Source organism: Paenibacillus taichungensis, assembly GCF_013359905.1.
Lineage (GTDB): Bacteria > Bacillota > Bacilli > Paenibacillales > Paenibacillaceae > Paenibacillus > Paenibacillus taichungensis.
In genome coordinates this window covers 22,100-45,387 of the sequence record NZ_JABMCC010000106.1, presented here as the reverse complement: position 1 = coordinate 45,387, position 23,288 = coordinate 22,100, and the positions used below count along the sequence as shown (strand labels likewise).

General features: G+C 45.5%; 25 protein-coding genes. 17 read left to right on the top strand and 8 right to left on the bottom strand.

All coding sequences use genetic code 11. The features are described 5' to 3' along the window. The first annotated feature begins 61 nt into the window (after positions 1 to 61). Both HP548_RS11160 and HP548_RS11155 read left to right on the top strand, forming a co-directional pair. Entirely contained in the window at positions 62 to 1,126 is a 1,065-nt protein-coding gene (locus HP548_RS11160) for an MBL fold metallo-hydrolase (RefSeq protein WP_076291254.1), read from the top strand. A gap of 215 nt (positions 1,127 to 1,341) precedes the next feature. Continuing rightward, positions 1,342 to 2,967, top strand: a complete 1,626-nt coding sequence (locus tag HP548_RS11155; protein ID WP_076291255.1) for an ABC-F family ATP-binding cassette domain-containing protein — start codon at positions 1,342 to 1,344, stop codon at positions 2,965 to 2,967. Between the two features lie 164 nt (positions 2,968 to 3,131). Here HP548_RS11155 and HP548_RS11150 read toward each other — a convergent pair whose 3' ends face one another. Beyond that, on the bottom strand, positions 3,132 to 3,320 hold the full coding sequence (locus tag HP548_RS11150) for a hypothetical protein (protein ID WP_063566591.1): 189 nt from the start codon (positions 3,318 to 3,320) through the stop codon (positions 3,132 to 3,134). 292 nt (positions 3,321 to 3,612) lie between these two features. Here HP548_RS11150 and HP548_RS11145 point away from each other — a divergent pair, with 292 nt between their 5' ends. Continuing rightward, positions 3,613 to 4,503 carry a cation diffusion facilitator family transporter gene (locus HP548_RS11145; protein ID WP_099858571.1) on the top strand — a complete coding sequence of 297 codons (891 nt, stop codon included), beginning with the start codon at positions 3,613 to 3,615 and terminating at the stop codon, positions 4,501 to 4,503. A gap of 105 nt (positions 4,504 to 4,608) precedes the next feature. Here the strand turns inward: HP548_RS11145 and HP548_RS11140 are convergent, their stop codons facing one another. Together HP548_RS11140 and HP548_RS11135 are read right to left on the bottom strand one after the other, a co-directional pair. Beyond that, positions 4,609 to 5,112 carry a hypothetical protein gene (locus HP548_RS11140; RefSeq protein WP_090954767.1) on the bottom strand — a complete coding sequence of 168 codons (504 nt, stop codon included), beginning with the start codon at positions 5,110 to 5,112 and terminating at the stop codon, positions 4,609 to 4,611. 396 nt (positions 5,113 to 5,508) lie between these two features. Continuing rightward, positions 5,509 to 5,673, bottom strand: coding sequence for a DUF1328 domain-containing protein (locus HP548_RS11135; protein WP_017692264.1), 165 nt, complete (start codon positions 5,671 to 5,673; stop codon positions 5,509 to 5,511). Between the two features lie 219 nt (positions 5,674 to 5,892). Here HP548_RS11135 and HP548_RS11130 point away from each other — a divergent pair, with 219 nt between their 5' ends. The 11 genes from HP548_RS11130 to HP548_RS11080 all read left to right on the top strand — a co-directional run bounded on the left by HP548_RS11130 (position 5,893) and on the right by HP548_RS11080 (position 18,180). After that, on the top strand, positions 5,893 to 6,405 hold the full coding sequence (locus HP548_RS11130; RefSeq protein WP_076291257.1) for a DUF948 domain-containing protein: 513 nt from the start codon (positions 5,893 to 5,895) through the stop codon (positions 6,403 to 6,405). 87 nt (positions 6,406 to 6,492) lie between these two features. Next, entirely contained in the window at positions 6,493 to 7,005 is a 513-nt protein-coding gene (locus HP548_RS11125) for a hypothetical protein (RefSeq protein ID WP_175381670.1), read from the top strand. 93 nt (positions 7,006 to 7,098) lie between these two features. Continuing rightward, a complete protein-coding gene (locus HP548_RS11120; protein WP_064640589.1) occupies positions 7,099 to 7,443 on the top strand; it encodes a general stress protein in 345 nt (114 codons plus the stop codon). 391 nt (positions 7,444 to 7,834) lie between these two features. Further along, the gene (locus HP548_RS11115; RefSeq protein WP_099858573.1) at positions 7,835 to 9,004 is read left to right on the top strand and encodes a PP2C family protein-serine/threonine phosphatase; all 1,170 of its coding nucleotides are present in this window, start codon (positions 7,835 to 7,837) and stop codon (positions 9,002 to 9,004) included. Next, entirely contained in the window at positions 9,001 to 12,720 is a 3,720-nt protein-coding gene (locus tag HP548_RS11110) for a response regulator (RefSeq protein WP_076291259.1), read from the top strand. The genes HP548_RS11115 and HP548_RS11110 overlap by 4 nt, the downstream gene beginning before the upstream one ends. A 71-nt stretch (positions 12,721 to 12,791) precedes the next feature. After that, positions 12,792 to 13,664, top strand: a complete 873-nt coding sequence (locus HP548_RS11105) for a CheR family methyltransferase (RefSeq protein ID WP_076291260.1) — start codon at positions 12,792 to 12,794, stop codon at positions 13,662 to 13,664. A gap of 16 nt (positions 13,665 to 13,680) precedes the next feature. Further along, positions 13,681 to 15,357, top strand: coding sequence for a response regulator (locus HP548_RS11100; RefSeq protein ID WP_064640586.1), 1,677 nt, complete (start codon positions 13,681 to 13,683; stop codon positions 15,355 to 15,357). A gap of 86 nt (positions 15,358 to 15,443) precedes the next feature. After that, positions 15,444 to 15,782: an STAS domain-containing protein gene (locus HP548_RS11095; RefSeq protein ID WP_053778980.1), complete on the top strand. Its 339-nt coding sequence runs from the start codon at positions 15,444 to 15,446 to the stop codon at positions 15,780 to 15,782. A gap of 18 nt (positions 15,783 to 15,800) precedes the next feature. Next, the gene (gene rsbW / locus HP548_RS11090) at positions 15,801 to 16,253 is read left to right on the top strand and encodes an anti-sigma B factor RsbW (RefSeq protein ID WP_175381669.1); all 453 of its coding nucleotides are present in this window, start codon (positions 15,801 to 15,803) and stop codon (positions 16,251 to 16,253) included. Continuing rightward, complete coding sequence (locus tag HP548_RS11085; protein ID WP_024631358.1) at positions 16,250 to 17,023, top strand: sigma-70 family RNA polymerase sigma factor; 774 nt, start codon at positions 16,250 to 16,252, stop codon at positions 17,021 to 17,023. The genes rsbW and HP548_RS11085 overlap by 4 nt, the downstream gene beginning before the upstream one ends. 128 nt (positions 17,024 to 17,151) lie before the next feature. Then, complete coding sequence (locus HP548_RS11080) at positions 17,152 to 18,180, top strand: magnesium transporter CorA family protein (RefSeq protein ID WP_257219605.1); 1,029 nt, start codon at positions 17,152 to 17,154, stop codon at positions 18,178 to 18,180. Positions 18,181 to 18,205: 25 nt separating this feature from the next. On the opposite strand, the gene HP548_RS11075 is transcribed toward HP548_RS11080, so the two are convergent. The 4 genes from HP548_RS11075 to HP548_RS11060 form a co-directional block, all read right to left on the bottom strand. Next, entirely contained in the window at positions 18,206 to 18,571 is a 366-nt protein-coding gene (locus HP548_RS11075) for a DUF5665 domain-containing protein (RefSeq protein ID WP_024631356.1), read from the bottom strand. An 81-nt stretch (positions 18,572 to 18,652) separates the two neighbouring features. Further along, positions 18,653 to 19,060, bottom strand: coding sequence for a YtxH domain-containing protein (locus HP548_RS11070; RefSeq protein WP_099858577.1), 408 nt, complete (start codon positions 19,058 to 19,060; stop codon positions 18,653 to 18,655). 65 nt (positions 19,061 to 19,125) lie between these two features. After that, the gene (locus HP548_RS11065; RefSeq protein ID WP_063566604.1) at positions 19,126 to 19,383 is read right to left on the bottom strand and encodes a GlsB/YeaQ/YmgE family stress response membrane protein; all 258 of its coding nucleotides are present in this window, start codon (positions 19,381 to 19,383) and stop codon (positions 19,126 to 19,128) included. 134 nt (positions 19,384 to 19,517) lie between these two features. Further along, positions 19,518 to 20,213 (bottom strand): phosphatase PAP2 family protein, encoded by a 696-nt coding sequence (locus HP548_RS11060; protein ID WP_099858578.1) that lies wholly within the window; start codon positions 20,211 to 20,213, stop codon positions 19,518 to 19,520. Between the two features lie 179 nt (positions 20,214 to 20,392). Between HP548_RS11060 and HP548_RS11055 the strand changes: the two genes are divergently transcribed. Both HP548_RS11055 and HP548_RS11050 read left to right on the top strand, forming a co-directional pair. Further along, the gene (locus HP548_RS11055) at positions 20,393 to 21,412 is read left to right on the top strand and encodes an asparaginase (RefSeq protein WP_099858579.1); all 1,020 of its coding nucleotides are present in this window, start codon (positions 20,393 to 20,395) and stop codon (positions 21,410 to 21,412) included. Positions 21,413 to 21,555: 143 nt separating this feature from the next. Then, the gene (locus HP548_RS11050) at positions 21,556 to 22,281 is read left to right on the top strand and encodes a pirin family protein (protein ID WP_063566607.1); all 726 of its coding nucleotides are present in this window, start codon (positions 21,556 to 21,558) and stop codon (positions 22,279 to 22,281) included. Positions 22,282 to 22,358: 77 nt separating this feature from the next. Here HP548_RS11050 and HP548_RS11045 read toward each other — a convergent pair whose 3' ends face one another. Further along, positions 22,359 to 22,583: a DUF1128 domain-containing protein gene (locus HP548_RS11045; protein ID WP_076291266.1), complete on the bottom strand. Its 225-nt coding sequence runs from the start codon at positions 22,581 to 22,583 to the stop codon at positions 22,359 to 22,361. Between the two features lie 159 nt (positions 22,584 to 22,742). Here HP548_RS11045 and yyaC point away from each other — a divergent pair, with 159 nt between their 5' ends. Next, a complete protein-coding gene (gene yyaC / locus HP548_RS11040; protein ID WP_246318026.1) occupies positions 22,743 to 23,285 on the top strand; it encodes a spore protease YyaC in 543 nt (180 codons plus the stop codon). Positions 23,286 to 23,288 lie beyond the last annotated feature (3 nt).

The window sequence follows — 23,288 nt, the reverse complement described above, 5'->3', positions numbered from 1 at the left end:
CGTACTTTCCAATTCGGGGTAATCTTTTGTTAAGATACGAGGAGGGGAGGAGGGCCCTTTCATGCCGAAAATCCGTTATAACAACATTGATAATGTAAGTACGGACAAAACGCTGAAGGAATTCAAGCAATGGAGGGAGCAACGGCGCAGCAAAGTTAAGGATTATTCCTACACCGTGCCCAAGCACCCACCTGAACTGGATTATCTGCACGCCAACCGGGCTGAAACCACGATTACCTGGATTGGTCATTCCACATTTTTCATTCAATATCATGGACTAAACATCGTGACAGACCCGGTCTGGGCCGAAAAAATGGGATTTCAGCGCAGACTCGGTGCCCCTGGCATTCCGATTCAGGATATTCCGCCTCTGGATGTCATTTTGATCTCGCATTCACACTATGATCATTTGCATCTCGCATCGCTGCGGAAGTTGGTCACAGCCAAAACACTGCTCATCGTTCCTGATGGTCTCAAACGCAAAATGGTGCGCAAAGGGTTCCATCGGTGTCATGAGATGAAATGGTGGGAACATATTACGCTTGGCGGGGTCAAAATAACCTTTGTACCTGCGCAGCACTGGACGCGCCGAACCCTATTCGATACCAATACGTCCCATTGGGGCGGTTATGTTTTGGAACAGAATCACCCGGCACTCATTCCATCGGAGGAGAGTGCTGCGACGAGTGAAGACGAAAATCATAAAAATTCCCGAGCAGCAGGAACGGATGATCCAATAGAAACTTCGGCTGATCATTCTCTCGGCGGTCCGCCAGTGATCTATTTTGTAGGGGATACAGGATACTTCCAGGGATTCAAAACGATCGGAGAACGCTTCGACATCGGTGTTACCCTGATGCCAATCGGTGCGTACGACCCGGAATGGTTCATGACATCCCAACATGTGACGCCGGAAGAAGCGCTGCAAGGATTTGTAGAAACGGGTTCCCAGCTTATGGTTCCCATGCATTATGGAACGTTTAAGCTGGCGGATGACACACCCAAGGAAGCACTTGATCGAATGGAAGCTGAACGAGAACGGCTGGGAATTAACGAAGAGCGCATTCGAGTGCTAGGACATGGCGAGACACTCCGCATCCGGCACGAAGAAAGTAAACAAGACTAACAAAAGTGATCTGGATATGCTAATGTAAGGGTATACCCGCATGAACGGTACATTTACCAAATCTTTAACGATTAAAAAGCGGCCAATTTTCGAATTTGCCGCTTTTTTGTGTTATAATATGGTGCCAGAATAGGCTTCGGGATATTGAATCCATGATTGATGCAAGTTGCTATTCATGCAGTATGCAGAATATTAAATAAAGGATGGTATGCTTAATGATTAGTACAAGCGGCATCACGCTCCGCTACGGAAAACGTGCACTTTTTGAAGATGTGAATATCAAGTTCACGCCAGGCAACTGTTACGGTCTGATCGGCGCCAACGGAGCCGGCAAATCAACATTTTTGAAAATTTTGTCCGGTGAAATTGAAGCAAACTCGGGAGAGGTGCACATCACCCCGGGCGAACGCATGGCCGTTTTGAAGCAAAACCACTTTGAATATGATGAGTATCCGGTTCTCGAAACTGTAATTATGGGCCACAGCCGTCTTTATTCCATCATGAAAGAGAAGGACGCGTTGTATGCCAAAGCGGACTTTACTGAAGAAGATGGTTTGCGTGCAGGTGAGCTTGAAGGTGAGTTTGCTGAGTTGAATGGCTGGGATGCTGAGCCGGATGCAGCGGCACTCCTAATCGGTCTGGGTATTGAACGTGACATGCATGAGAAGAAAATGGTTGATCTGAGCGGTAACGAAAAAGTTCGTGTCCTGCTTGCACAAGCCTTGTTTGGTCGTCCAAACAACTTGTTGCTCGATGAGCCTACCAACCACTTGGACCTCGAATCCATTCAATGGCTGGAAAACTTCCTCATGGACTATGAAGGTACTGTTATTGTCGTATCCCATGACCGTCACTTCCTGAACAAAGTATGTACACACATTGCAGATATCGATTTCGGTAAAATCCAGCTGTACGTAGGTAACTACGATTTCTGGTATGAATCCAGCCAATTGGCACTTGCTTTGCAACGTGATGCTAACAAGAAAAAAGAAGAGAAGATTAAAGAGCTGCAAGCCTTTATTCAACGTTTCTCTGCGAATGCTTCCAAATCGAAGCAAGCGACTTCGCGTAAGAAACAACTCGACAAAATCACGTTGGATGATCTTCGTCCATCGAACCGGAAATATCCGTTCATTAACTTCAAGCCTGAGCGTGAAGCGGGTAAACAATTGTTGACCGTTGATCGTATCAATAAAACAATTGATGGTGTAAACATGCTGAATGATCTCAGCTTTGTAGTGAATAAAGGGGATAAGATTGCCTTTGTTGGCCCGAACGGTAATGCCAAATCGTTGTTGTTTGATATCCTTATGGGTGAAACGGAAGCGGATAGTGGTGAATACACGTGGGGTATTACTACAACTCAGGCTTATTTCCCGAAAGATAACTCCAAATATTTTGACGGAGTAGATATGAGTCTCGTAGATTGGCTTCGTCAATATTCCAAAGATCAGGATGAAACGTACCTGCGTGGATTCTTGGGTCGTATGTTGTTCTCAGGCGAAGAATCCCTGAAAAAAGCAAGTGTACTCTCCGGGGGTGAGAAAGTTCGTTGTATGCTGGCGAAAATGATGCAAACAGGCGCCAACGCCCTGATTTTGGATGAGCCAACGAACCACTTGGATCTGGAGTCCATTACCGCACTGAACAATGGTATGATTGATTTTGACGGCACTATGCTGTTTACATCCCATGACCATCAGTTCATTCAAACCATCGCTAACCGGATTATTGAAATCACGCCAAACGGCGTTATTGATCGCCAAATGAGCTATGATGAGTATCTGGAAAGTGACGAAATTAAAGAATTGCGTAACAAAATGTATCCGGTAGAAGCTTAAGATAAGCTAATCTGTCTACATTGAGTATGGTTAACGTAGTTAACTATTCGTTTTAATATAAAAAAAGAACCGCAAGCTCTCCAGAGGAGGCTTGCGGTTCTTTTTTGGTCATACAGGGTGATCCTGTAACCATAGAAACATCTCATACAAGAGCTTCTTGCGGTCTAGGATCCGCCAGTACGGCGGCGCTGATTGTTAGGCTTTTTGTTGTTTTGGCTCTTCATTGCTTTAGGGCCGCCTTCAAAATAGGCACTGGATTGGTTACCGGTGTTTGCCTGTTCTTTCTTCTGTGCCAGTTTCTGGCGTATAGCATCCTGCAAACTGACCTTTTTCGGTTCGTTATTATCGCTCATCGTTATTTCCCTCCCGGTCTTACAGTAAGCCGTCCAAATTGGACGGGATGTACTCATTTTATACGTTTTACAAAAGCCCCACAAGGGCAACCTGATAAAATGCTGAAAACCTTCACTTTTTTGACTGGGCCAACATTTTTTCTCTTTACCTACAGCCCTGCGGTCTGGCAACTTTGTTTCGGCATCCCTACAGCAATGCAGCTTGGCAACACTGTTTCTATAGACCCACACGGTACGCATTTGGTAACATGGAACAACCGTAATACGAAACGTTAAAGGAGTGTCGCCCGGTTTGAACGCCTACGAAGAAATACGCAAAGGAGAGCGCGGAGCTTGGGTCAGTATTGTGGCCTATCTGGTCTTGTCTGCTTTTAAATTGATCTGCGGATATTTGTTTGCTTCCAGCGCTTTGCTGGCGGATGGTTTTAATAACCTTACAGATATTGTTGCGTCTGTTGCGGTATTGATCGGACTCCGCATATCCCAGAAGCCACCTGATTCCGATCATGCCTATGGTCACTTTAGAGCGGAAACGGTCGCTGCCCTAATTGCTTCATTTATTATGGCCATGGTTGGCCTACAGGTATTGGTTGAAGCGGTTCGTTCCTGGTATGAAGGAAACTTTGTAGCACCAAACCTGTGGTCAGCGGCAGTTGCCGTTGTCTGTGCGCTGGTGATGCTGGGCGTATATCGTTACAATCATCGTCTTGCCAAACAAATTAATAGTCAGGCTCTAATGGCTGCGGCCAAAGATAATCGTTCGGATGCCTGGGTCAGCATAGGTGCTGCGATCGGAATCATCGGTGCACAATTTGGCCTTCCTTGGTTGGACAAAGTAGCTGCAATTGCTGTAGGTCTGTTGATTTGTAAGACAGCATGGGAGATTTTCCGTGATTCAACACATCGTCTGACAGACGGATTTGATCAGAAAGAACTCACTGACCTAAGATCATCTGTGGCGCGAGTTCCTGGTGTGGAAATGATCAAGGACGTGAAAGCACGTGTGCACGGCAGTCATGTACTGGTGGATGTGGTTATTGAGGTGGATGGAGGACTGAGCCTGATCGAAGGTCATCAGATCTGTGACCGGGTTGAAGAACGCTTGAAACGTTCACATAATATTATGCATGTACATGTGCATGTAGAGCCGAAGATGGAAGAAGGCACGACGGGAAGCCCTTGAAATCGGGAGGGACAAACCGGAAATAAACATATTTGAAATGAAAAAGAGGACAGCCGCTGCCTGCGTGCTGTCCTCTTTACTTATCGTTAGAACGATTATACGATACTATTGAATAGCAACGTGGATCCAAGCTTTACCTTTCCACGTATACACTTGTACCCATTGACCACCATCGAATCCATCTACAACTTCACCTGTCGTATCAATGACTTGGGAACCCAGTGCACCGATTGGTTTGCCATTAGGTGCATCATAGAACCATGTGCGCTCCAACAGGTTGAGCAGCATTGTAGGGACCAGAACCTCATCTCCTGCTTTCACAACAGGCTCATCAAAGATTTTGTCATCCTTTGTTGAAGTTGTTGTTTCAGTAGTCGTTGAAGTACCTTCTGTACCCGTTGTGTCTACTGTTGTGCCAGTTACGGTCTCAGCTGTGCCTTCTACAGTGTCTACAGCAGGTTTGTTCACTTCAACAGCCGGCGTTGTTGTGGTTGTGGGAGTTCCCGTTTCTGGAGCTACCGTTCCGGTAACCGCTTCCTCAGCACCTGCGGCAGCAGCCATGGAACCCATCAAAGTCAGAGCAGCGGCAAAACTTACGATTTTTTTCATTTGTTTTTCCTCCTCGGTTAGGTATGTAGTTTGTTGTCCTGTGTTAAAAGTAACCAAGCAAGCTTACTTATGAATCACAAATTATAACAATATTTTCTTGGATTCTCCAGTGTCAACTGGAGCATATGTGGGTATAAGGAGAGCCTGTAAATATCATACTTCGGTGGGAGAAAACCGGGTTGGCTATGTCATAATGGTCCTGTTTTTATGATGTAATCGGGGAGAAGCGATGGAATAGACCAGAAGGGAGCGTAATACATAATAGAGATAAGTCGTAATGTGCGGGGGGAGAATTGTTGCAAAAAGAGATTATGAACGCACAAAAGCCTACCGGCTTTTGCAAGCTCGATAGGCTTTTGTATGTATCGAATGCTGTTCATAATTTGGAAGCGTCATTCATCGCATTCGGCTGCGTCCCGTAATCAGGGAGATGACGAACAGTACAACAAAGATGAAGAAGAGTACTTTGGCAATCGAAGCAGCTGCCTCAACAATACCGAAGAATCCAAAAATACCTGCAACAAGAGCAATAATTAGAAATAGTACCGACCATTTCAACATGGGTATCATCCTTTCGTTTATAGAACTTGGTAGCGAGAAGTGTTCGTCTCACTGCCGTGTGTAGTTGTTCTTTAACCGAGGCCTATCGGGTTGAAACATTGCGATATTTTACCAGGAAGAGTTGTTTTTACAGTTCATATCCTATTTGTTTCGCCTCGGAATGGGTCGGGTAACTAAGCAATAACAAAACCGATTTATACTGGAAAGTGAGGTTCTTTTATGATCTATCAAATTAGTGTGGCTTTAATTGCAATTGCATTTGCAGTACTTGTATTCTTCTTAATTCGTACCTTGAAGTCCGCTCAGGGTTCACTCGACAATGTGTCACAGACACTGCAGGAAGTTCAGAAGACCATTGATGAGCTTAGTTATGAAGTCAAACAGACAGTAAGGCATGCCAATGATATTACAGTTGATGTGCAGCACAAGATGAAACAAATTGATCCTGTTATGGAATCTGTACAGAATCTGGGTGAAGTGCTGAACGAAGTGACGGAAGCAGCAAAGCAGGTGTCATCCACTTTGATGGCCAAGTTTCAGACGAAACGCAGCAGCACTGAACAGAGTAAGCGCTCAGAAGTAGCGAATGTAGTACAGACACCGCCTGCTACACCGACAGATCGGACACTGCAATCCTATGAAGCTACATATCATGATGATGCCAAAGGAAGCAAAAGCTGGCTGAAATATGTGGATGTAGCTGCTAATGTATGGCAACGTATGCGGAAATAGCATGACCGTTTTGTAATGAATAGAAGTCTTCAGAGCGGTGATGAACCTGATGAAAGGGTGAGAATCATGATGAAACTACTGCTTGTTATGTTTAGCGTAATTTCTCCCTTTTCCGTTCAACCGGCAGCGGTACCCGCTGCTCATGATATGCAATGGACGGTAGTGGAAGAGGAGACACCAGAGATTATTCTGGCTGCTGATCGATCCGGACCTGTCCAGCACTTTCGGACTCTGAATGACATTTCTCTGGATGACAGCATCGATGATATTTTAGTCAATAAAGGCCAGCCGATTCATAAGGAACATGATCCATACCTGGGTTGCCCTGAGTATCAATTCAAAGATGTAACGGTTGGGCTCTGCGAAGATACAGGAGTGGTCAATTATGTGCATATTGATGCTTCCGAGAAACGTCTAAAGCTTAATCAGGAATGGATTGATATGAACATTGAGGCCATTCGAGATGTTTTGGGCAAGCCGTATTATGTAGCAGAGGATGGAGAAGTATTTCTTCGAGGAAGCCAGGCGCTGAAAGTATATATGAAGCCAGGCTCCAATTATATTGAAGGAATAGACCTCTTTGATGAATCGGTTTCCTAGGATTGGATAATTCACAAGCGTTTCAACCTGATATCGTATGGTTATATACTAAGTAGCTCGATAAAGAAGATCAATCAGAGGAGAGTGGAAACGATGAATTCAACCAATGCGCAAGCTTATGCAAAAGTGGTAGAAAACGGAGTCCAAGCGGTAGAAGCGGTGAAAGAATTGCAGATTACCGGATACCTTGCTGATCATATCTTCGTTCTAGCCCATGAAAAGGATCGTACAGATCGAATTGCCGATACGGCAGATGCCAAAGAGATTGGTATCAAGGAAGAAGGGGTATTTGATTCCTTGGCGAACCTGTTCCGCTCCCGCGGTGATGAACTCCGGGCCAAAATTGTTTCGATGGGATTCACCGAAGCTGAGGCAGATTTTTACGAGAGTGAACTCGATAAAGGCAAAGTACTTGTGATTGCCAAAAAGAAAGAATAGCTTAGACGATCCAAAGCGTAAGCTGGATCCTTCTGAGAATGGACAAGCTTCAGAATCGAGTATTTTGCATCATTCAAAAGAGCTTTCAAGTTGATGAACGCAGAATGCTTAACCAAAAACATAGATAAGGAATGGGGATATCCCCATTCCTTATCTATGTTTTTGCAAGTTTGGAAGCGGGATCAGAACGCGGCAAAAACAGGGTAACCAGCGGGTGAATTCTCCTGCGATGGTGCCATTTACTGATAGAAGTTTTCTGATAATACGATTATAGTTATACTAGGAATTATTATGTCTACCGCTGTGTTGTATGCGAAATTTGTATAATTAAGGTTGTTAGCTGACCTGATAAGAATCGACAAACCCGGACGCCACAGATAAGGAGATAGAAATGAGAATACTTATTGTTGACGACAATCCGACGAATGTCATTATCATTCGAGAAATTCTGAAAAAAGAAAACTATCGTGACATTGTAACGGCAAGTTCTGCGATGGAGATGTTTGAAGTCCTTGGGATTGGTGAGGAAAACAATGAACTTCGTCCCAAGCCGTCGGATATTGACCTGATTTTGCTAGATATGATGATGCCGGAGATGGATGGAATCGAAGCATGCAGTATTGTGCAGAAATTTGAAAATCTCAAGGATATACCTATTATTATGGTAACCGCGATCGGAGATTCCAAAAAATTGGCCGAAGCGCTGGATGCAGGTGCATCCGATTATGTGACCAAACCAATTAACAAAGTCGAATTGATGGCCAGAATTCGTCTTGCGCTTCGCCTAAAACAGGAGAAGGACTGGCATAAAGAGAGGGATCAGCGGATTCAGGATGAACTGAAACTTGCGGCTATGGTACAGAATGCTGTGCTAAGCCCAGCAATTGAAGATCCGTTATTCCACGTTAATGCTATTTACAAACCTTCGTTTGAACTTGCGGGTGATCTGTATTCCTGGTACCCGCTTGGTGAAGGCAGATATGGAGTCCTGTTGCTGGATATGATGGGGCATGGGATATCTTCATCCCTATTTACCATGTTCATTGCTTCCGTCCTGAAAGACACGGTTACAACGTATGTAGACCCGGAGAAGGTTATTCAGGAGCTGAATCGACGCTTTAATCAGTTGCATCTGGAAAAACAGCTGGTGCAGTACTATTTTACAGCGATATATCTGGTCGTAGATACACGAATGAAGAGGATTGATTATGTTAATGCAGGCCATCCGCCAGCACTCTTTTTCCGTCACGACGGAAGTGTGACAACGTTTGACAGCGTCTGCTGTCCCGTTGGTCTGTTTGACAAGATGGATATTGAACCACAGACCATTCACTACGAAGGCGATGGGCACATTGCACTTTATACGGATGGGCTAACCGAAGCCGTTCAGGGCGATCAGGAAATGCAGCAGGCGTTTCTGAAGGAAAAACTGGCGGGTTCCCACCAGTGGGATGAAGCATCCATGCAGGCGTTGTTCTTCGATGATGAAATTCCGCAGGAACGGGATGATGATAAATGTTTGGTGTGGATTACCTTAAATAAAGGGGTCGAAGCTGAATGAAGATCAGAAATAAACTGCTGATTGGCTTTACCGCCCTGATGGCCATCATGATCGTACTTACGTTTGTGAGTTACGAACGGCTGAATAGCAGCAATCAACAGATCGATCAGATGTATCAGGAGCGATACCTCAAAGTCAGATATACTTCTTCTGCACGTGGAGAAGTCAATGATATCGCCAAAGTGCTGGCTAACTTGTTGCTGAATCCCAACAATTCGATTAGTGCCGCAGATAGTGATTTGAAGGCCATGCAGGAAAAGGGCGAACGCTACCTTGAGGAAGTGCGGGATCGGGCAGACAGCGCACCAGAGCACCAACTGGTAGATCGTGTGAATACGGCCTGGGAAGCTTACAATGCTTATGCCGCGAGACAAGTCAGCTTAATGTCCCAGAATCGGGTGGAAGATGCCAATAACTACCGGAATGCAACCGGCTTGGCGGTGCAGAAGGAAGCTGTAGACAGCTTGAATGCCCTGTCCCGTTTTCAGGACCAGGAGATAGATACCGAGATTAAAGATGCGAATGCAGCCTATATGCGCGCGGTTCAGATTACAGTAGCCATTATGATTGCCGGATTGTTACTAGCATTGGGTGTCATTATGTGGGTGCTGCCAAGTATTACACGGGGTCTGAATACCGTATCCATGATGATCACCAGCTTTGGAAAAGGCCGTTATCGAACCATTCGCCGCATTCAGGTGAAGTCTACCGACGAAATTGGTCAGATTGCCAGCGTGTTCAAGGATGTCTCCAATGATTTGGAAGAAAAACTGGAAGTCGAAAAAGCTTATTTGCAAGCACAGCAAGATCAGAACTGGATGAGTTCCAACATTGCCAGAGTTCCAGAATTGTTGCGTGGTATAGGGTCGATTCGTCAGATCTCGCAGATGTTTATCAGTGAATTCACACCTGTACTTGGAGCTCAACTGGGTGTCGTATACCTAATCGATGAAGAGAAACATCCAGACGAATTGAGACGTTATGGTGCTTATGCATTTGAAGAGAATGAAGATGTTGGCAAAGAGGTATATCGTATCGGCGAGGGACTAATCGGCCAAGCCGCATTGGATATGACGCCAATTATTCTCGAAAAAACGCCAGAGGATTATGTGAACATCGGATCAGCAACGGGATCATCGCGTGCTTCTGGTGTGATGATCTATCCTGTCGTATTTGAGGATGAACTGATTGGCGTTGTCGAACTGGCATCGTTTGAAGGATTCACAAATTTGCATACTCAGTTATTCTCGCAGCTGATTATGAATTTGGGTGTCATTCTCAACAACGTTCGACGCCGTTTGCGGGTGGAGGAACTGCTGCGTGAATCCCAGGCGCTCACGGAGGAATTGCAGGTGCAATCCGAGGAGCTACAGACACAGCAAGAGGAGTTACGCCGTTCCAATGAAAATCTGGAAGAACAGACGGGAGCCCTCAAACGTTCAGAAGAGCTGTTGCAGCGTCAACAGGAAGAATTGGAGCACTTCAATACCGAGCTGATTGCGAAGACTCGTGCACTGGAAGAACAAGTGCGAGAAGTGGAAGAGAAGAACGACGAAATTGAGAAAACCAAAACACAGTTGGAACAGCAAGCCATGCAATTGTCGATGACAAGCAAGTACAAGTCGGAGTTCTTGGCAAATATGTCGCATGAATTGCGTACACCACTTAACAGTCTTTTGATTCTGTCTCAATTGTTATCGGAGAACAAGGATGGAAACCTGAGTGTTAAACAGCAGGAATATGCCCAGACGATCTATATGTCTGGTGCAGATTTGCTGAAAATGATTGATGAAATTTTGGATCTGTCCAAGGTGGATGCGGGCAAAATGGATATCAATTATGAAACAGTGCGAATGGAAGAACTAACCAGCTTTGTTCAACAGAATTTTGGCCCAATGGCGAATAAAAAAGAACTCAACCTGAACATTGAGTTCGACAGCAATTTGCCGGAATGGGTATATACCGACAGCCATCGCGTCAAACAGATTTTGCGGAATCTGTTGTCGAACGCGTTCAAGTTTACCAATCGAGGATCTGTTAGCCTGATTGGACGAAAAATGAAAACAGAAGAGCTTCCTGGGTACCTGAATACGAACCAGGAATATGTAGGCTTTACCGTGAAGGATACCGGGATTGGAATTCCATCAGACAAAACGGATCTGATCTTTGAAGCATTCCAGCAGGTGGACGGTACAACCAGCCGCAAATATGGCGGAACGGGCTTGGGATTGTCCATAAGCCGCGAACTTGCCCGACTGCTTGGGGGTGCTATCAAGGTAGAGTCTTCCGAAGGTGTGGGCAGTTCCTTCACCTTGTTCCTGCCGGATAATCACGAAGATGAGGTTCAGGTGGATGACGCGGTAAGAGAAGCCGCAGTTGCTTCTGAGATTGAAGCCTTCGGGAGAGACTCACAGACGATGCGTTCGGGTAGACAAACCGTGCTCACACCTGACCCGGATAGCACTTCGTTTATGGAGCTGCCTCAAACTGATTTACCTGTGTTGGCACAGCTGGAGGATGATCAGGAGAACCTAGTGGAAGGTGACAAGATTCTCCTCATCATTGAGGATGATGTGAATTTTGCGCATATTTTGATGGATATGGCGAGAGGTAGAGGATTTAAGGCTATTGTGGCGCTTCAGGGAGACAAAGGACTCGAAATGGCCCGTCAATATTTGCCGGATGCGATTATCCTTGATATTCAGTTGCCTGTCATGGATGGCTGGGCGATACTGGGTGAACTGAAAAGCAGCTCGGCGACACGTCATATTCCGGTACATGTCATCTCGGTTATTGATGATATGAAACAAGGTTTGATGATGGGAGCCATTGCCTATCTGAAAAAACCTTCCAGTAAAGATTCGTTGGATAAAGCTTTCTCGCATATCGAATCCTATACAGAGAATCAATTGAAACGTCTATTGATTGTGGAAGATGATGAAATACAGCGGAAAGCAATTATTGAACTGATTGGCCATGATGATGTCGCTATCACAGCAGTGTCCACTGGCAGTGAGGCTTTGAATGAATTGCACAGTCAACGCTATGATTGCATGGTGCTGGACTTGATGCTGACAGATATGACTGGATTCGAGCTGCTTGACCAGATTCGGGACGACCAGTACCTGAATGATCTGCCGATTATTATTTATACAGGCAAAGAGCTCGACAGCAAAGAAGAGATGAAGCTTCGCAAGTACGCGGAATCCATTATCATTAAGGACGTGAAGTCACCTGAACGTCTTCTTGATGAGACGACATTGTTCTTGCACCGGGTAGAAGCTAACCTGCCGGAAGATAAGCGTCGAATTCTGCAGAAACTGCATAACAAGGAAACCTTATTTGAAGGTAAGAAAATACTTCTTGTGGATGACGACATCCGTAATGTATTTGCCCTTTCAAGTGTGCTTGAAGGCTATCGCATGGATGTGACATTTGCGGAGAACGGCCGTGAAGCTCTGGAGATTCTGGATAAGAACCCAGAGATCGATCTGGTATTAATGGATATGATGATGCCGGAAATGGACGGTTATGAGGCCATGACACGGATCAGACAGATACCGAAATTCGAGAAATTGCCAATTATCGCCTTGACCGCAAAAGCAATGAAAGATGATCGTGGCAAGTGCATAGAGGCTGGAGCATCCGATTATGTAAAAAAACCGATCCAAACGGATCAATTGTTATCCTTAATGCGGGTATGGCTGTATTCGTAACCCGATAGTTTGGGTAATGAAAGACAATACATCTATTACGCAAGTAACAAATGAAGAAGTGGAGAGAATATATGACACCGTGGGAACCTACCGAGGCGGAGGCAGAATCGATCCGCATGCCGCAAGATGAAGAGCGTGAACTGATCGAGATCGAATTGCTGTTGGAAGGTATGCACCGTTTATATGGATATGATTTCAGGAACTACGCGTTACCGTCTTTAAGACGGAGAATCTGGCATTATGTACATGCCGAGGGACTGAAGACCATTTCCAGTTTACAGGATAAGGTGCTTCATGACCGTTCTGTATTTGATCGTTTTGTACAGAATTTGTCCATCCCTGTAACGGAAATGTTTCGTGATCCAACCTTGTTTCGGTTCTTCCGGGAACAGATTATTCCTGTACTGAGGACTTATCCATATATCCGGATATGGCATGCTGGCTGTTCTACAGGAGAAGAAGTCTATTCCATGGCGATTATGCTGCATGAGGAAGGACTGTATGACAAAGCAAGAATATATGCAACAGATATGAATGATCGCTCATTGCAGCAGGCCAAGGAAGGCGTATATGGCATTGAGAAAATGAAATTATATACTACAAATTATTTGGAAGCCGGGGGCACCCGCGCGTTTTCGGAGTATTACACCGCGAAATATAATTCCGTTATATTTCATCCTTATCTACGGAAAAATATTATTTTTGCCGAACATAATTTGGCAACAGACCGGTCATTTAACGAGTTTAATGTAATCTTCTGCCGTAATGTCATGATTTATTTCAATGATGAACTGCGGAATCATGTGCACGGACTTTTTCATGAAAGTTTGAGCCACTTCGGCATCCTTGTTCTGGGGTCTAAAGAATCGATACATTTTACGGAATTCAGCGATGCCTACGAGCCGTTAGACCGGACGGAAAAAATATACCGGAAGATTAAATAGGGGGTTAGGCTTAGTCATGGGGCTCAATGAACCAATCCACATATTATTGGTAGATGACCGCCCCGAGAACCTGCTCGCTCTCGAAGCGGTTCTGGAATCGGAACAGTACAAGCTCGTCAAGGCAACCTCCGGGGAAGAGGCACTTCGCTGTTTGCTGAAAGACGAATTTGCGGTCATTGTACTGGATGTGCAGATGCCTGGGATGGACGGAATTGAGACAGCAAAACTAATCAAGGCACGTGACAAGTCCAAGGACGTGCCGATTATTTTCATCTCTGCAAATAGCAGAGAGGCAGAGCATTTATTTGCAGGTTATTCCGCTGGGGCCATTGATTATATGGTCAAGCCGTTTATCCCTCAGATTTTGAAATCCAAAATCGAGGGCTTTGTAGAAATGTTTATCACGAATAAACGTTTGAAAACACAGACGATGCTGCTGCATCAGAAGACGCAGGAACTGGAGAAAATGAACCAGCAGCTCGTTCAGGCCAAAGAGGAAGCGGAAATCGCTGCAAACGCGAAGACTGAGTTTCTTGCCATGATGAGTCATGAGATTCGTACGCCGATGAATGGCGTTATCGGTATGGTTGATCTGTTGATGGAAACCGATCTGAAAGAAGATCAGAAGGAATACGCGGACATTGTACGTCGCAGTGCCGATGCACTCGTTACAGTGATTAACGATATCCTTGATTTCACCAAGATGGAATCCGGCAAAATGGAGCTGGAAGAGCATCCGTTCGAACTTGTGTCCTGTATACGTGAAGTACTGAGACTCTTCGCGGTTGAAGCTGGCAAAAAGAATATTGAGCTGGAATATTTCCTGGAAGATTCGGTACCCGAACTGATCTATGGAGATATGGCAAGGCTGCGCCAGGTTTTATTGAATCTGATTGCCAATGCCATTAAGTTCACGGACCACGGTGGCGTGTATCTGATCGTATCCGTTAATGAGGAAAAAGACGGGCGAATGACGCTGGAGTTTGCTGTAAAAGATACAGGAATAGGCATAGCGCCAGACAAAGTAGATCGTCTATTCCAGCCGTTTTCCCAACTGGATACATCCATGACGCGTAAGTATGGTGGAACTGGACTGGGGCTGGCTATATGCAAAACGCTCGTTGAAATGATGGGTGGAAAGATATATCTGGATACGTCGGAGCTGCGTGGTGCTACGTTTGTATTTACCATTCAGGCGCAGCGGTATGTCGAGACTGAGCTGACGACAGGTATGGGGGAAGATCAGCTTACGGACATTAAAAAAAATTATGAAATGCATCCAAGTGTATTAATCGTTGATGATCACCCTATTAATCAGAAACTAATGTCTATTATGCTGGGCAAGCTAGGACTCGTCGCAGATATCGCCGAAGATGGCAAGAAGGCGCTGGAGATGGTTTTGGCGAACCGCAATTATGATTATATATTTATGGATTTGCAGATGCCCGTGATGGATGGATTGGAATGTACTCGCAGAATTCGTGAGAGCCTTCCTCAAGACCAGCAGCCAGTTATTGTAGCGATGACCGCCAATGTCATGGATGGTATTCAGCAGCGATGTTCTACTGTGGGTATGGACGATTACATCAGCAAACCTGTGAAAATGGGCAATGTGAAACAGAAGTTGTCCCGATTTCAGGAAGAAAGGCAAGGGTTCAAATCCAACACCTCGGCCATAAATCAGGCCAATTGAAATATTTGCTAATTCGATTACTGTTTCATATGTGCTGTAGATGGGTTATTAGGTAAAGAAACCATTGATCAGGAGAGAGATGTCTAATGAATACAAATAAAAATGAAAAATTCAATGCAAGAACAGAAACACATGACGGCGTGTGCACGGTGTATCTGACTGGCGAACTGGATTTGTCGGTTGCTCCTGAATTCCGTTTGGTAATGGAGCCGTTAGTGGACAACAAGGAACAAGATTTGATCATTAACATGCAAGACTTGAAGTACATCGATAGTACAGGGATTGGTATCCTGTTATCTGTTCTGAAAGCACGGCATGGAATGGAAGCTCGCTTTGAAGTACAGGAAGTTCCTGCGCAAATTCAGAAACTTTTTGATATGACGGGTATTGCCAAATTCTTTGTCTCACAGAAGAATTCCCAATAGGAAAGGATCGAAAAAGGAATGAATGCAGAAGTTCAAAGAGTCACCCTTAATTTACCGGCGACAGCTGATTACGTTGATATTGTAAGACTCAATCTTTATGGTGTTGCGTCCAAAATGGGATTTTCTTATGAGGACATTGAGGATATGAAGGTTGCTGTATCCGAGGCCTGCAATAACTCTGTACTGTATGCTTACTCACACGAAGGCGGCATGGTTGAGGTTGTGTTCGAAGTGAATAATGACACGCTGGCTATTACCGTCAAAGATGAAGGAGCCAGCTTTGAGAACATCAACCCGGCGGTATCCCGTGCAGGCCTTCACGACAAAGAGCTGACAGATGCCCAAATCGGTGGACTTGGTTTTTACCTGATGCAAGCTCTGATGGATGATGTCAGTGTGGAAAGTGAGACGGGCAAAGGTACGAAAGTAGTACTCGTAAAACGTCTTGCAAGAAGTGAGGAGAAAGTATGAATGAAAAAGTGACTCCCCCAGAGTCCATGTCTGAAGCAATAGGTTTGATCTGGGAATACCAGCAAACCCAGGATAACGAAATTGCAACAGTTCTTATCCGCAAATATGAACCGATGGTGAAGATGGCAGCAGGTAAAATTGCGCGGAATCGACCCGATCTGTATGAGGATTTGTATCAGACCGGGCAAATGGCCCTAATTCGTTTGCTTAAGCAATACGATATTAATCTGGGTATTCCGTTTGAACCTTATGCCATGAAGAGCATGATCGGTCATATGAAGAATTATTTAAGGGACAAGTCCTGGTACATTCAGGTGCCCCGCAGAATTAAGGAAAAGGGAGCACTTGTCCAGCATGCTATTGATGAATTGACAGTGAAGCTGGAGCGTTCACCAGGTGTGAACGAGATTGCTGAATATCTGGACTTAACCCCTGAAGAAACCATCGAAGTTTTGGCTGGTCGGGAATGTTATCACTATGTGTCACTGGATTCTCCGCTATCACAGGATGAGAGTGCAGCCACTTTAGGCGAACTGATCAGTTCTGATGTGAATGACTTCGATTCGGTTGAGAAGCGGATGGACTTGCAACAGGCATTGGGACAATTGAAGGAACAGGAACAAAAAGTGCTTATTTTAGCATTTCAGGATGGTCAGTCGCAGCGGGCAATTGCTCAGAAATTGGGAGTCTCCCAAATGAGTGTATCCCGTATTCAGAAGCGAGCCACTGAGAAATTAAAACAGATTATGTCGAATGCTTCATTATTATGAGATGTAGATCGGTGACGATATTGAGCACGGCATAGAGAAGGACACGTGATTCCAATGGAATGCATACGTGTCCTTTTTTTGGGATCAATGATTTTTAATGAACAGTATGAATGCAGGAGTGGATGTTTGTGATTGTGGATAAAGTCAAGCTGGAAGCGCGTCGGGATAAGCTTACCTACTCAGACCATTGGGAATGGTGGGATTGGGTGGCACCTGATCAGGAGAGTATGGCTGATGCCTTGGAGGAACTCACGAGCGCATTTCCAGAAATGCAGTACTGGCTTCGCAAAATACCGGAGGTAGAGTCCAACTACCTGTCCGTCCGCTTCATGAACGGCACGGAGCCCGTGATATTCGGGTCATTATTATATGCGGTCAAGAATGAAAGAAACGATCAACGTAAAGATAATCAGATGTTTTTCTATGTGGATCAAGAAAGACTGGTTACCTTGAATGTAGATGACAATACCAGAGGTATTATGAATACAGGTGAACGTGCAGCCATGTTACAACAATGCAGTGAAGCCCGGGACGGCATGTTTGTGCTCTTTCGGGCGATATTGCATTATTACCATGTGGGTATGGATCATTTTGAGATGAATCTGAGGGAATTGGAGCGGACGATGGAATCCCGTAATGCACGCACGTTGATGGATCAGATTCTTGCGGCCAGATTTGAGCTGTTGTATTGGAGTAACCTATTCATTCCGTATTCCGAATTGATGGCTGCCGCCAGGGAGGCTTACCTGGATGAATTGAAAGAGAATCGCTTTTTCCAGCAGCTTCAGCACCGGATCGAACGGATGGAGCGTTTGTTCAAACATTATGAGACAGAGATTGATACACTGATCTCCATTGATAATGCCATTTCAGGAGTACGGGGCAATGAGATTATGAAGACACTGACCCTTGTAACCTCGGTATTCACGCCCGCAACGGCTGCAGGAGCCATCTGGGGAATGAACTTTGAGAATCTGCCTTGGATCGACAAGACATGGGGTGTTGTACTCGTCCTTGCGCTTATAATCATTAGCATGATTGGCATGTATGTATGGATGATGATGAAGGGCTGGACAGGGGATCTGCTCAAAGTGAAGTCCTCCCAACCGTCGGCCAAAGAAACAGAGAAGCGTGCCAATGGCAAACGAAGGCGATGACTTTGTCAGCCTCACCCTGTGCCTTTTATTTTTTATAATCTTCAATGTATCCCAGTAAGTCCGCAATATATTGTCCCACAATCGGCATGTTTACGAATTGACTGAGAATAAAAGCGAGCAGACCAAGAACGACGAAGGTCCCTACTGTCAAACCCAAACCACGCGCCATACCAGCGGTGAAGTTGGTAATGATACGTTTTTTGGGACTGCTGTAGTTTTCGATAATATCCTTGATTTGAGATTTTTCCAGACTGTCTGCAATCTGATCCAGTCTTGTGTTCAGACGTTTGACCTCATGTCGCAATTCAAAAGGGTGTTCGCTGGTATCATACTGTTGTGCAGGTTTTCCTCCGGTTATAGGCGTATTGCCGTTCATTGTGACTTTACTCATGTTCTTCCTCCTTTAATCTCGCAGTGGATAAAAAATAGCCAGCTGGAATACAGCTGGCTATTGGTCACTCGATCCAAAGCCTTACAGGCTGGTCGAGTTCAATTCTTTACGTGCATCTTCCTTCGCTTCTACAGAAGCGGCAGCCACTTCGTCTGACGCTTTGGATGCTTCATTCGCCACATCAGCGGAAGCTTTTCTTACGGAGTCCATAACGTCATTACGGCCTTGGTTTACCGTTTTTGCAATATCAGAAGTTTTGGAAGAGACCGTTTTAGCCAGTTCGGAAGCTTTATCACCAACAACCGCTGCAACTTCTTTTGTGCGATCTGTAACGATCCCCACTTTCTCGGAAAGGTCACCACGCAATTCGCGTCCTGGTTTAGGGGCAAAGAGTAGTGCTGCAGCTGCTCCCAGCAAACCTCCGATGAAAATTCCTTTGGCGAAAGTGGAACCGCTTTGTACAGGATATTGTTCTTCTGCTTTATTCATGTCAAATCACTCCTTCTTCAAATTTAAGAAACGGATACGAAACAACGAACACCTTGTTGGACCGATCAGGCAGCCTGTCTGAACAGTCTGGACACAAGCCCCAGCAAAAAGACAAAGACCGCTGTTCCAATGATGGCAGGAATTACGGCAAAGTTACCGATGACCGGTCCCCAGTTACCAAGCAAGAGTGCTCCCAGCCAGGCTCCGGCAAATCCGGCAACCATTGCACCGATGATTCCTCCAGGCATGTTATGACCGGCAAGTGCATCACCGATTACACCGATAATGACTGCCATAACAATGCTGATAATGATACCCCACATAACAACCGCCTCCTTTGTGCTTGATGTAGGATGGTGTCTGTTCGCGTTTGCTTACTTCGTATATAAACGCCGTGCTTCCAGGTGAAACAATCAATGTAGAGAGATCTGTACTGGAAATTATAGGATAGTGCAATTCAGACGGAACGTTGAATCCCTTTAATCATACAGAAGATCCAAGCCAGTCCAGCAGCAAATCCGGTGAAAACGTCAGTTGGAAAATGTACACCCAGCATGATACGGCTGAGGCCGACTAGAAATATAAATGTAATTCCGCAAAGGACAGGTAGTGCAGCTCCAGACAAACGTTGATGTCGTTCAATTGCCCAGATGACAAAGAGCATGCCATAAAACCCCATCGAGATCATCGCATGGCCACTTGGAAAACTATATCCGTGAACAACCAGTAGATGTTCCAGCTCAGGTCTGCTGCGCCTGAATATTTCCTTCAATAAGGTGTTGAGAATCCACATCATGGCAAAACTGCTGAGTAACGCATAACCATATATGAGGAAACGGGGACGACGCTGCCACAAGAAAAGAATGGAAAAACCGATAGCTGCGATGGCAGAAAGTCTGAAAGAACCGAGCGCAGTAATGAATGAAATGAAAGGTAGCAGATAAAGACGTGAATTCGAGTTCAGATAAAATAACTGCTGAATCTGGTCATCCAATGAAACGATAACATCGTTACCCAGTAACGCTCCCAGAGCTGCCAGTAAGAAGACAACCGAAACGCTGGCTATCATTCCAACACCAACCCAGTTGAGCAGTGGACGTACCGAAGTTTTGCGAGCTAACCCGGAAGTGGGTAATTGCGTTTTGCGCAGCATATATGAGTATCTCCTTCAGTGAGGGTAGTAGGTAGATAAAGATTGATAAAGGATTACCCGAAATGTCTGTCGAAAAAACTGTAAAAACGTCGCTTTTGTACTATACTATTTAAGATATCCCATGCGGCGTCGTGACGCAAAGCAGAGATGAATTCGGGAGTATAAAGGAGAGAACTCGCATGGAGAGTGCCCTGTTAATTAAAGAATACCGTGCGGGCGTTATGGAATGCGCCCATTACGGACACATAAGCATTACGGATGAGAACGGCAATGTTGTATATTCAGCCGGCGATCCTCATTTTAGATCGTTTACCCGTTCGTCCGCCAAGCCTTTTCAGGCTATTCCGGGAATTCGTGCTGGTATTGCCGGGCATTATGGTCTGACAGCTCAGGAGATTGCCATCATGTCTTCCTCGCACCGTTCGGAACCGATGCATATTCAGGTGCTGGAGCAGATAGAAAGCAAAATAGGATTGGGGGAGGAGTGCTTGATTTGCGCACCGAGTTATCCCCTCAATGAAGAAAGCCGAAATCAATGGCTGCGCGCCCAAGGAGAGAAACGTCGTATTCTACACAACTGCTCCGGTAAACATCTGGGCATTCTCGCATACACTCAGATGAAACAGGCCGATTTGGGAAGTTATGCAGAGCCAGAACATCCGGTACAGCGTGAAATTCTCGAGACCATGGCCTATATGGCAGGGATTGAACAGAAAGAGATTAAACTTGGGACGGATGGCTGCGGCTTTCCGGTATTTTCGTTGCCGTTATCGGCATTGTCGAACGCATATCTGAAGCTGGCTTGCCCGGATCTGATCGAGGACCCATCTACACGTTCGGCGGTAGAGACCATTACTGGAGCCATGAACGAATATCCGTTAATGGTAGGAGGAACGCAGCGAGTGGATTCCGTGCTGCTTGAAGATAGCAATATTGTAGCCAAAGGTGGCTTCAAGGGTGTGTTTGGTTTTGCCCTGAAAAAGGAACGCCTCGGAATTACGTTCAAAGTGCTTGACGGTTCGGAAGAAGAATGGGCCTATATTGCCCAATCCATTCTGGAGCAGATTGGATATAGCAATCGGAAAACCATTGAACGACTGGCAGAAGTATATCCACCTGACATTCGGAACGACGCCGGTAAAGTCGTAGGGCGGGCAGAGATCGAATTCAAGCTTCACTCACCTGAAGAGAGCGTATAACCATATGCAAGGGGCGTGATTAGAATTCCCGGACCACGGGTAAAGATGACATACCAACTGGTATTGATCTATAGAATTCTAAATATACACGCAAGAACTGCTGCGATAGTGCGGCAGCTCTAAACTCTTGGAGGTGGATGAACATGATTAAAGTAGTGACATCGGAAGAAAGGCACACGTCGGATCGAGGTTGGATACACAGTGAATTCAGCTTTTCCTTTGCGGACTATGATGATCCAAGCAATGCCCATTTTGGTTGTCTTCTGGCTCATAATGACAACACACTGATGCCGCAAGAAGGCTTTAAGCGACATCCACATCATGACTTGGAGATTGTTAGTTATGTCATATCAGGTACGTTGAAACATACGGATAGCATGGGAACGGAGCAATTGTTGGAACCGGGAACGGTTCAGGTCATGAGTGCGGGTACTGGCGTAGAGCATTCAGAGACTAACCCGTCAGAGGATGAACCTGTACGCTTTCTACAGATGTGGTTCCTGCCATCCCAGCGCATGTTGAAGCCCTCGTATACTAATCGTCGTGTAGAGGCTCAGGAGCATCTGAACCGTCTTTGTCCGATTGTATCAGGGCAAGGGGGAGAAGGAGCAGAGGGAGCATTGCCTATTTCACAGGATGTGACTTGCTATCTATCCCATCTGGAATCTGGTCAAAAATTAATGTACCCTCAACATGAAGATAGGCGTACACATCTCTTCCTTATTAGTGGTCATATCGAGATTGTATGTTCGGATGGCAACTTCAATCTCAAGCCGGGTGATGCTGCACGAATCCGCAAAAGCTGTGATCTGCAAATTACAGGTACAGGCAGCGAGACTGCTGAATTTGTATTGGTGGATTTGCCTTAACGAAAAAACAAAAATAAGAGGACCTGTTCCCACTGTGATGTGGAGAACAGGTCCTCTTTTCCATGGGCAATGCCGCCCTAGGATTTGCGGAGATTACCCAGTTCGGAAGCGACAGCTTCCACTTCAGAGATACTCAGATGTTCCTTGCTCAGGACCATCTCATACAGGTCAAACAAATCTTCATACTTCTCAAGTGGGAAAGCCGAAGCTTGCATGGCAGCTCCACTGGCCATCCGCAGCTTCGTTTTGATCGCTTCAATCATATATTCCATGTTGGCTGCGCTTGCTTGCGTTAAATCCATCGTTATGTCCATCCCTTCCGTATCGGAAACTGTTGTCATTGTATCATGATTGGACAGGCCCAGGCCAATGCTTTTGCGGCGAAATCAAGCATCGGGTAAAATGAGGAATATAACAATAGAGTCTTAGGTAGGAAGTACATGTGTAAAGGAGGTAAGAGATTGGGAGTATATAAGCGGGAATTGGTTAGGCATCAAAGTAGGGAAGCCCGCCAAAATGTGCAGGGAGAAGACTTGGTATTGTTTTTTAAGCACATCTATAAGCTTCATTCACCGGATGAAATCACCTTTGTCTGTATCGGGACGGACCGTTCCACCGGAGATGCTCTGGGCCCACTGACAGGCAGTCTACTGGAGGAGTATGGAGTGAATCATGTTATAGGGACGCTGGCTTCTCCTTGTGATGCGGATACGCTGGAGAAGATGCTGGCGCGTGTCCCGTCACATCATGCCATCATCGCCATAGATGCTTGTCTGGGTCCAAAACAGGCAACAGGTACATACTATCTTGCGGAACATCCACTTATTCCGGCAAAATCGGTTGGAGGCAAGCTGCCGCCAGTTGGTCATTACAGCGTGGCTGCTGTAGTGAATGCTAATGGACCGAGACCTTATTCCATTCTACAGATGACCTCGCTTCATTTCGTTATGGGCATGTCCAGATCGATTGCGGAGGCGGTCGCTGAAGCAGTGAAATACAGATAAACG

Bases quoted from the DNA above. Each gene is read 5' to 3' on its own strand.
- HP548_RS11160 (WP_076291254.1), top strand. From the start codon at position 62: ATGCCGAAAATCCGTTATAACAACATTGATAATGTAAGTACGGACAAA.
- HP548_RS11110 (WP_076291259.1), top strand. From the start codon at position 9,001: ATGAAGATCAGAAATAAACTGCTGATTGGCTTTACCGCCCTGATGGCC.
- HP548_RS11150 (WP_063566591.1), bottom strand. From the start codon at position 3,320: ATGAGCGATAATAACGAACCGAAAAAGGTCAGTTTGCAGGATGCTATA.
- HP548_RS11075 (WP_024631356.1), bottom strand. From the start codon at position 18,571: ATGAGTAAAGTCACAATGAACGGCAATACGCCTATAACCGGAGGAAAA.
- HP548_RS11130 (WP_076291257.1), top strand. From the start codon at position 5,893: ATGATCTATCAAATTAGTGTGGCTTTAATTGCAATTGCATTTGCAGTA.
- HP548_RS11070 (WP_099858577.1), bottom strand. From the start codon at position 19,060: ATGAATAAAGCAGAAGAACAATATCCTGTACAAAGCGGTTCCACTTTC.
- HP548_RS11100 (WP_064640586.1), top strand. From the start codon at position 13,681: ATGGGGCTCAATGAACCAATCCACATATTATTGGTAGATGACCGCCCC.
- HP548_RS11095 (WP_053778980.1), top strand. From the start codon at position 15,444: ATGAATACAAATAAAAATGAAAAATTCAATGCAAGAACAGAAACACAT.
- HP548_RS11045 (WP_076291266.1), bottom strand. From the start codon at position 22,583: ATGGATTTAACGCAAGCAAGCGCAGCCAACATGGAATATATGATTGAA.
- HP548_RS11055 (WP_099858579.1), top strand. From the start codon at position 20,393: ATGGAGAGTGCCCTGTTAATTAAAGAATACCGTGCGGGCGTTATGGAA.
- rsbW (WP_175381669.1), top strand. From the start codon at position 15,801: ATGAATGCAGAAGTTCAAAGAGTCACCCTTAATTTACCGGCGACAGCT.
- HP548_RS11060 (WP_099858578.1), bottom strand. From the start codon at position 20,213: ATGCTGCGCAAAACGCAATTACCCACTTCCGGGTTAGCTCGCAAAACT.
- HP548_RS11050 (WP_063566607.1), top strand. From the start codon at position 21,556: ATGATTAAAGTAGTGACATCGGAAGAAAGGCACACGTCGGATCGAGGT.
- HP548_RS11125 (WP_175381670.1), top strand. From the start codon at position 6,493: ATGTTTAGCGTAATTTCTCCCTTTTCCGTTCAACCGGCAGCGGTACCC.
- HP548_RS11135 (WP_017692264.1), bottom strand. From the start codon at position 5,673: ATGTTGAAATGGTCGGTACTATTTCTAATTATTGCTCTTGTTGCAGGT.
- HP548_RS11065 (WP_063566604.1), bottom strand. From the start codon at position 19,383: ATGTGGGGTATCATTATCAGCATTGTTATGGCAGTCATTATCGGTGTA.
- HP548_RS11155 (WP_076291255.1), top strand. From the start codon at position 1,342: ATGATTAGTACAAGCGGCATCACGCTCCGCTACGGAAAACGTGCACTT.
- HP548_RS11105 (WP_076291260.1), top strand. From the start codon at position 12,792: ATGACACCGTGGGAACCTACCGAGGCGGAGGCAGAATCGATCCGCATG.
- HP548_RS11115 (WP_099858573.1), top strand. From the start codon at position 7,835: ATGAGAATACTTATTGTTGACGACAATCCGACGAATGTCATTATCATT.
- HP548_RS11140 (WP_090954767.1), bottom strand. From the start codon at position 5,112: ATGAAAAAAATCGTAAGTTTTGCCGCTGCTCTGACTTTGATGGGTTCC.
- HP548_RS11085 (WP_024631358.1), top strand. From the start codon at position 16,250: ATGAATGAAAAAGTGACTCCCCCAGAGTCCATGTCTGAAGCAATAGGT.
- HP548_RS11120 (WP_064640589.1), top strand. From the start codon at position 7,099: ATGAATTCAACCAATGCGCAAGCTTATGCAAAAGTGGTAGAAAACGGA.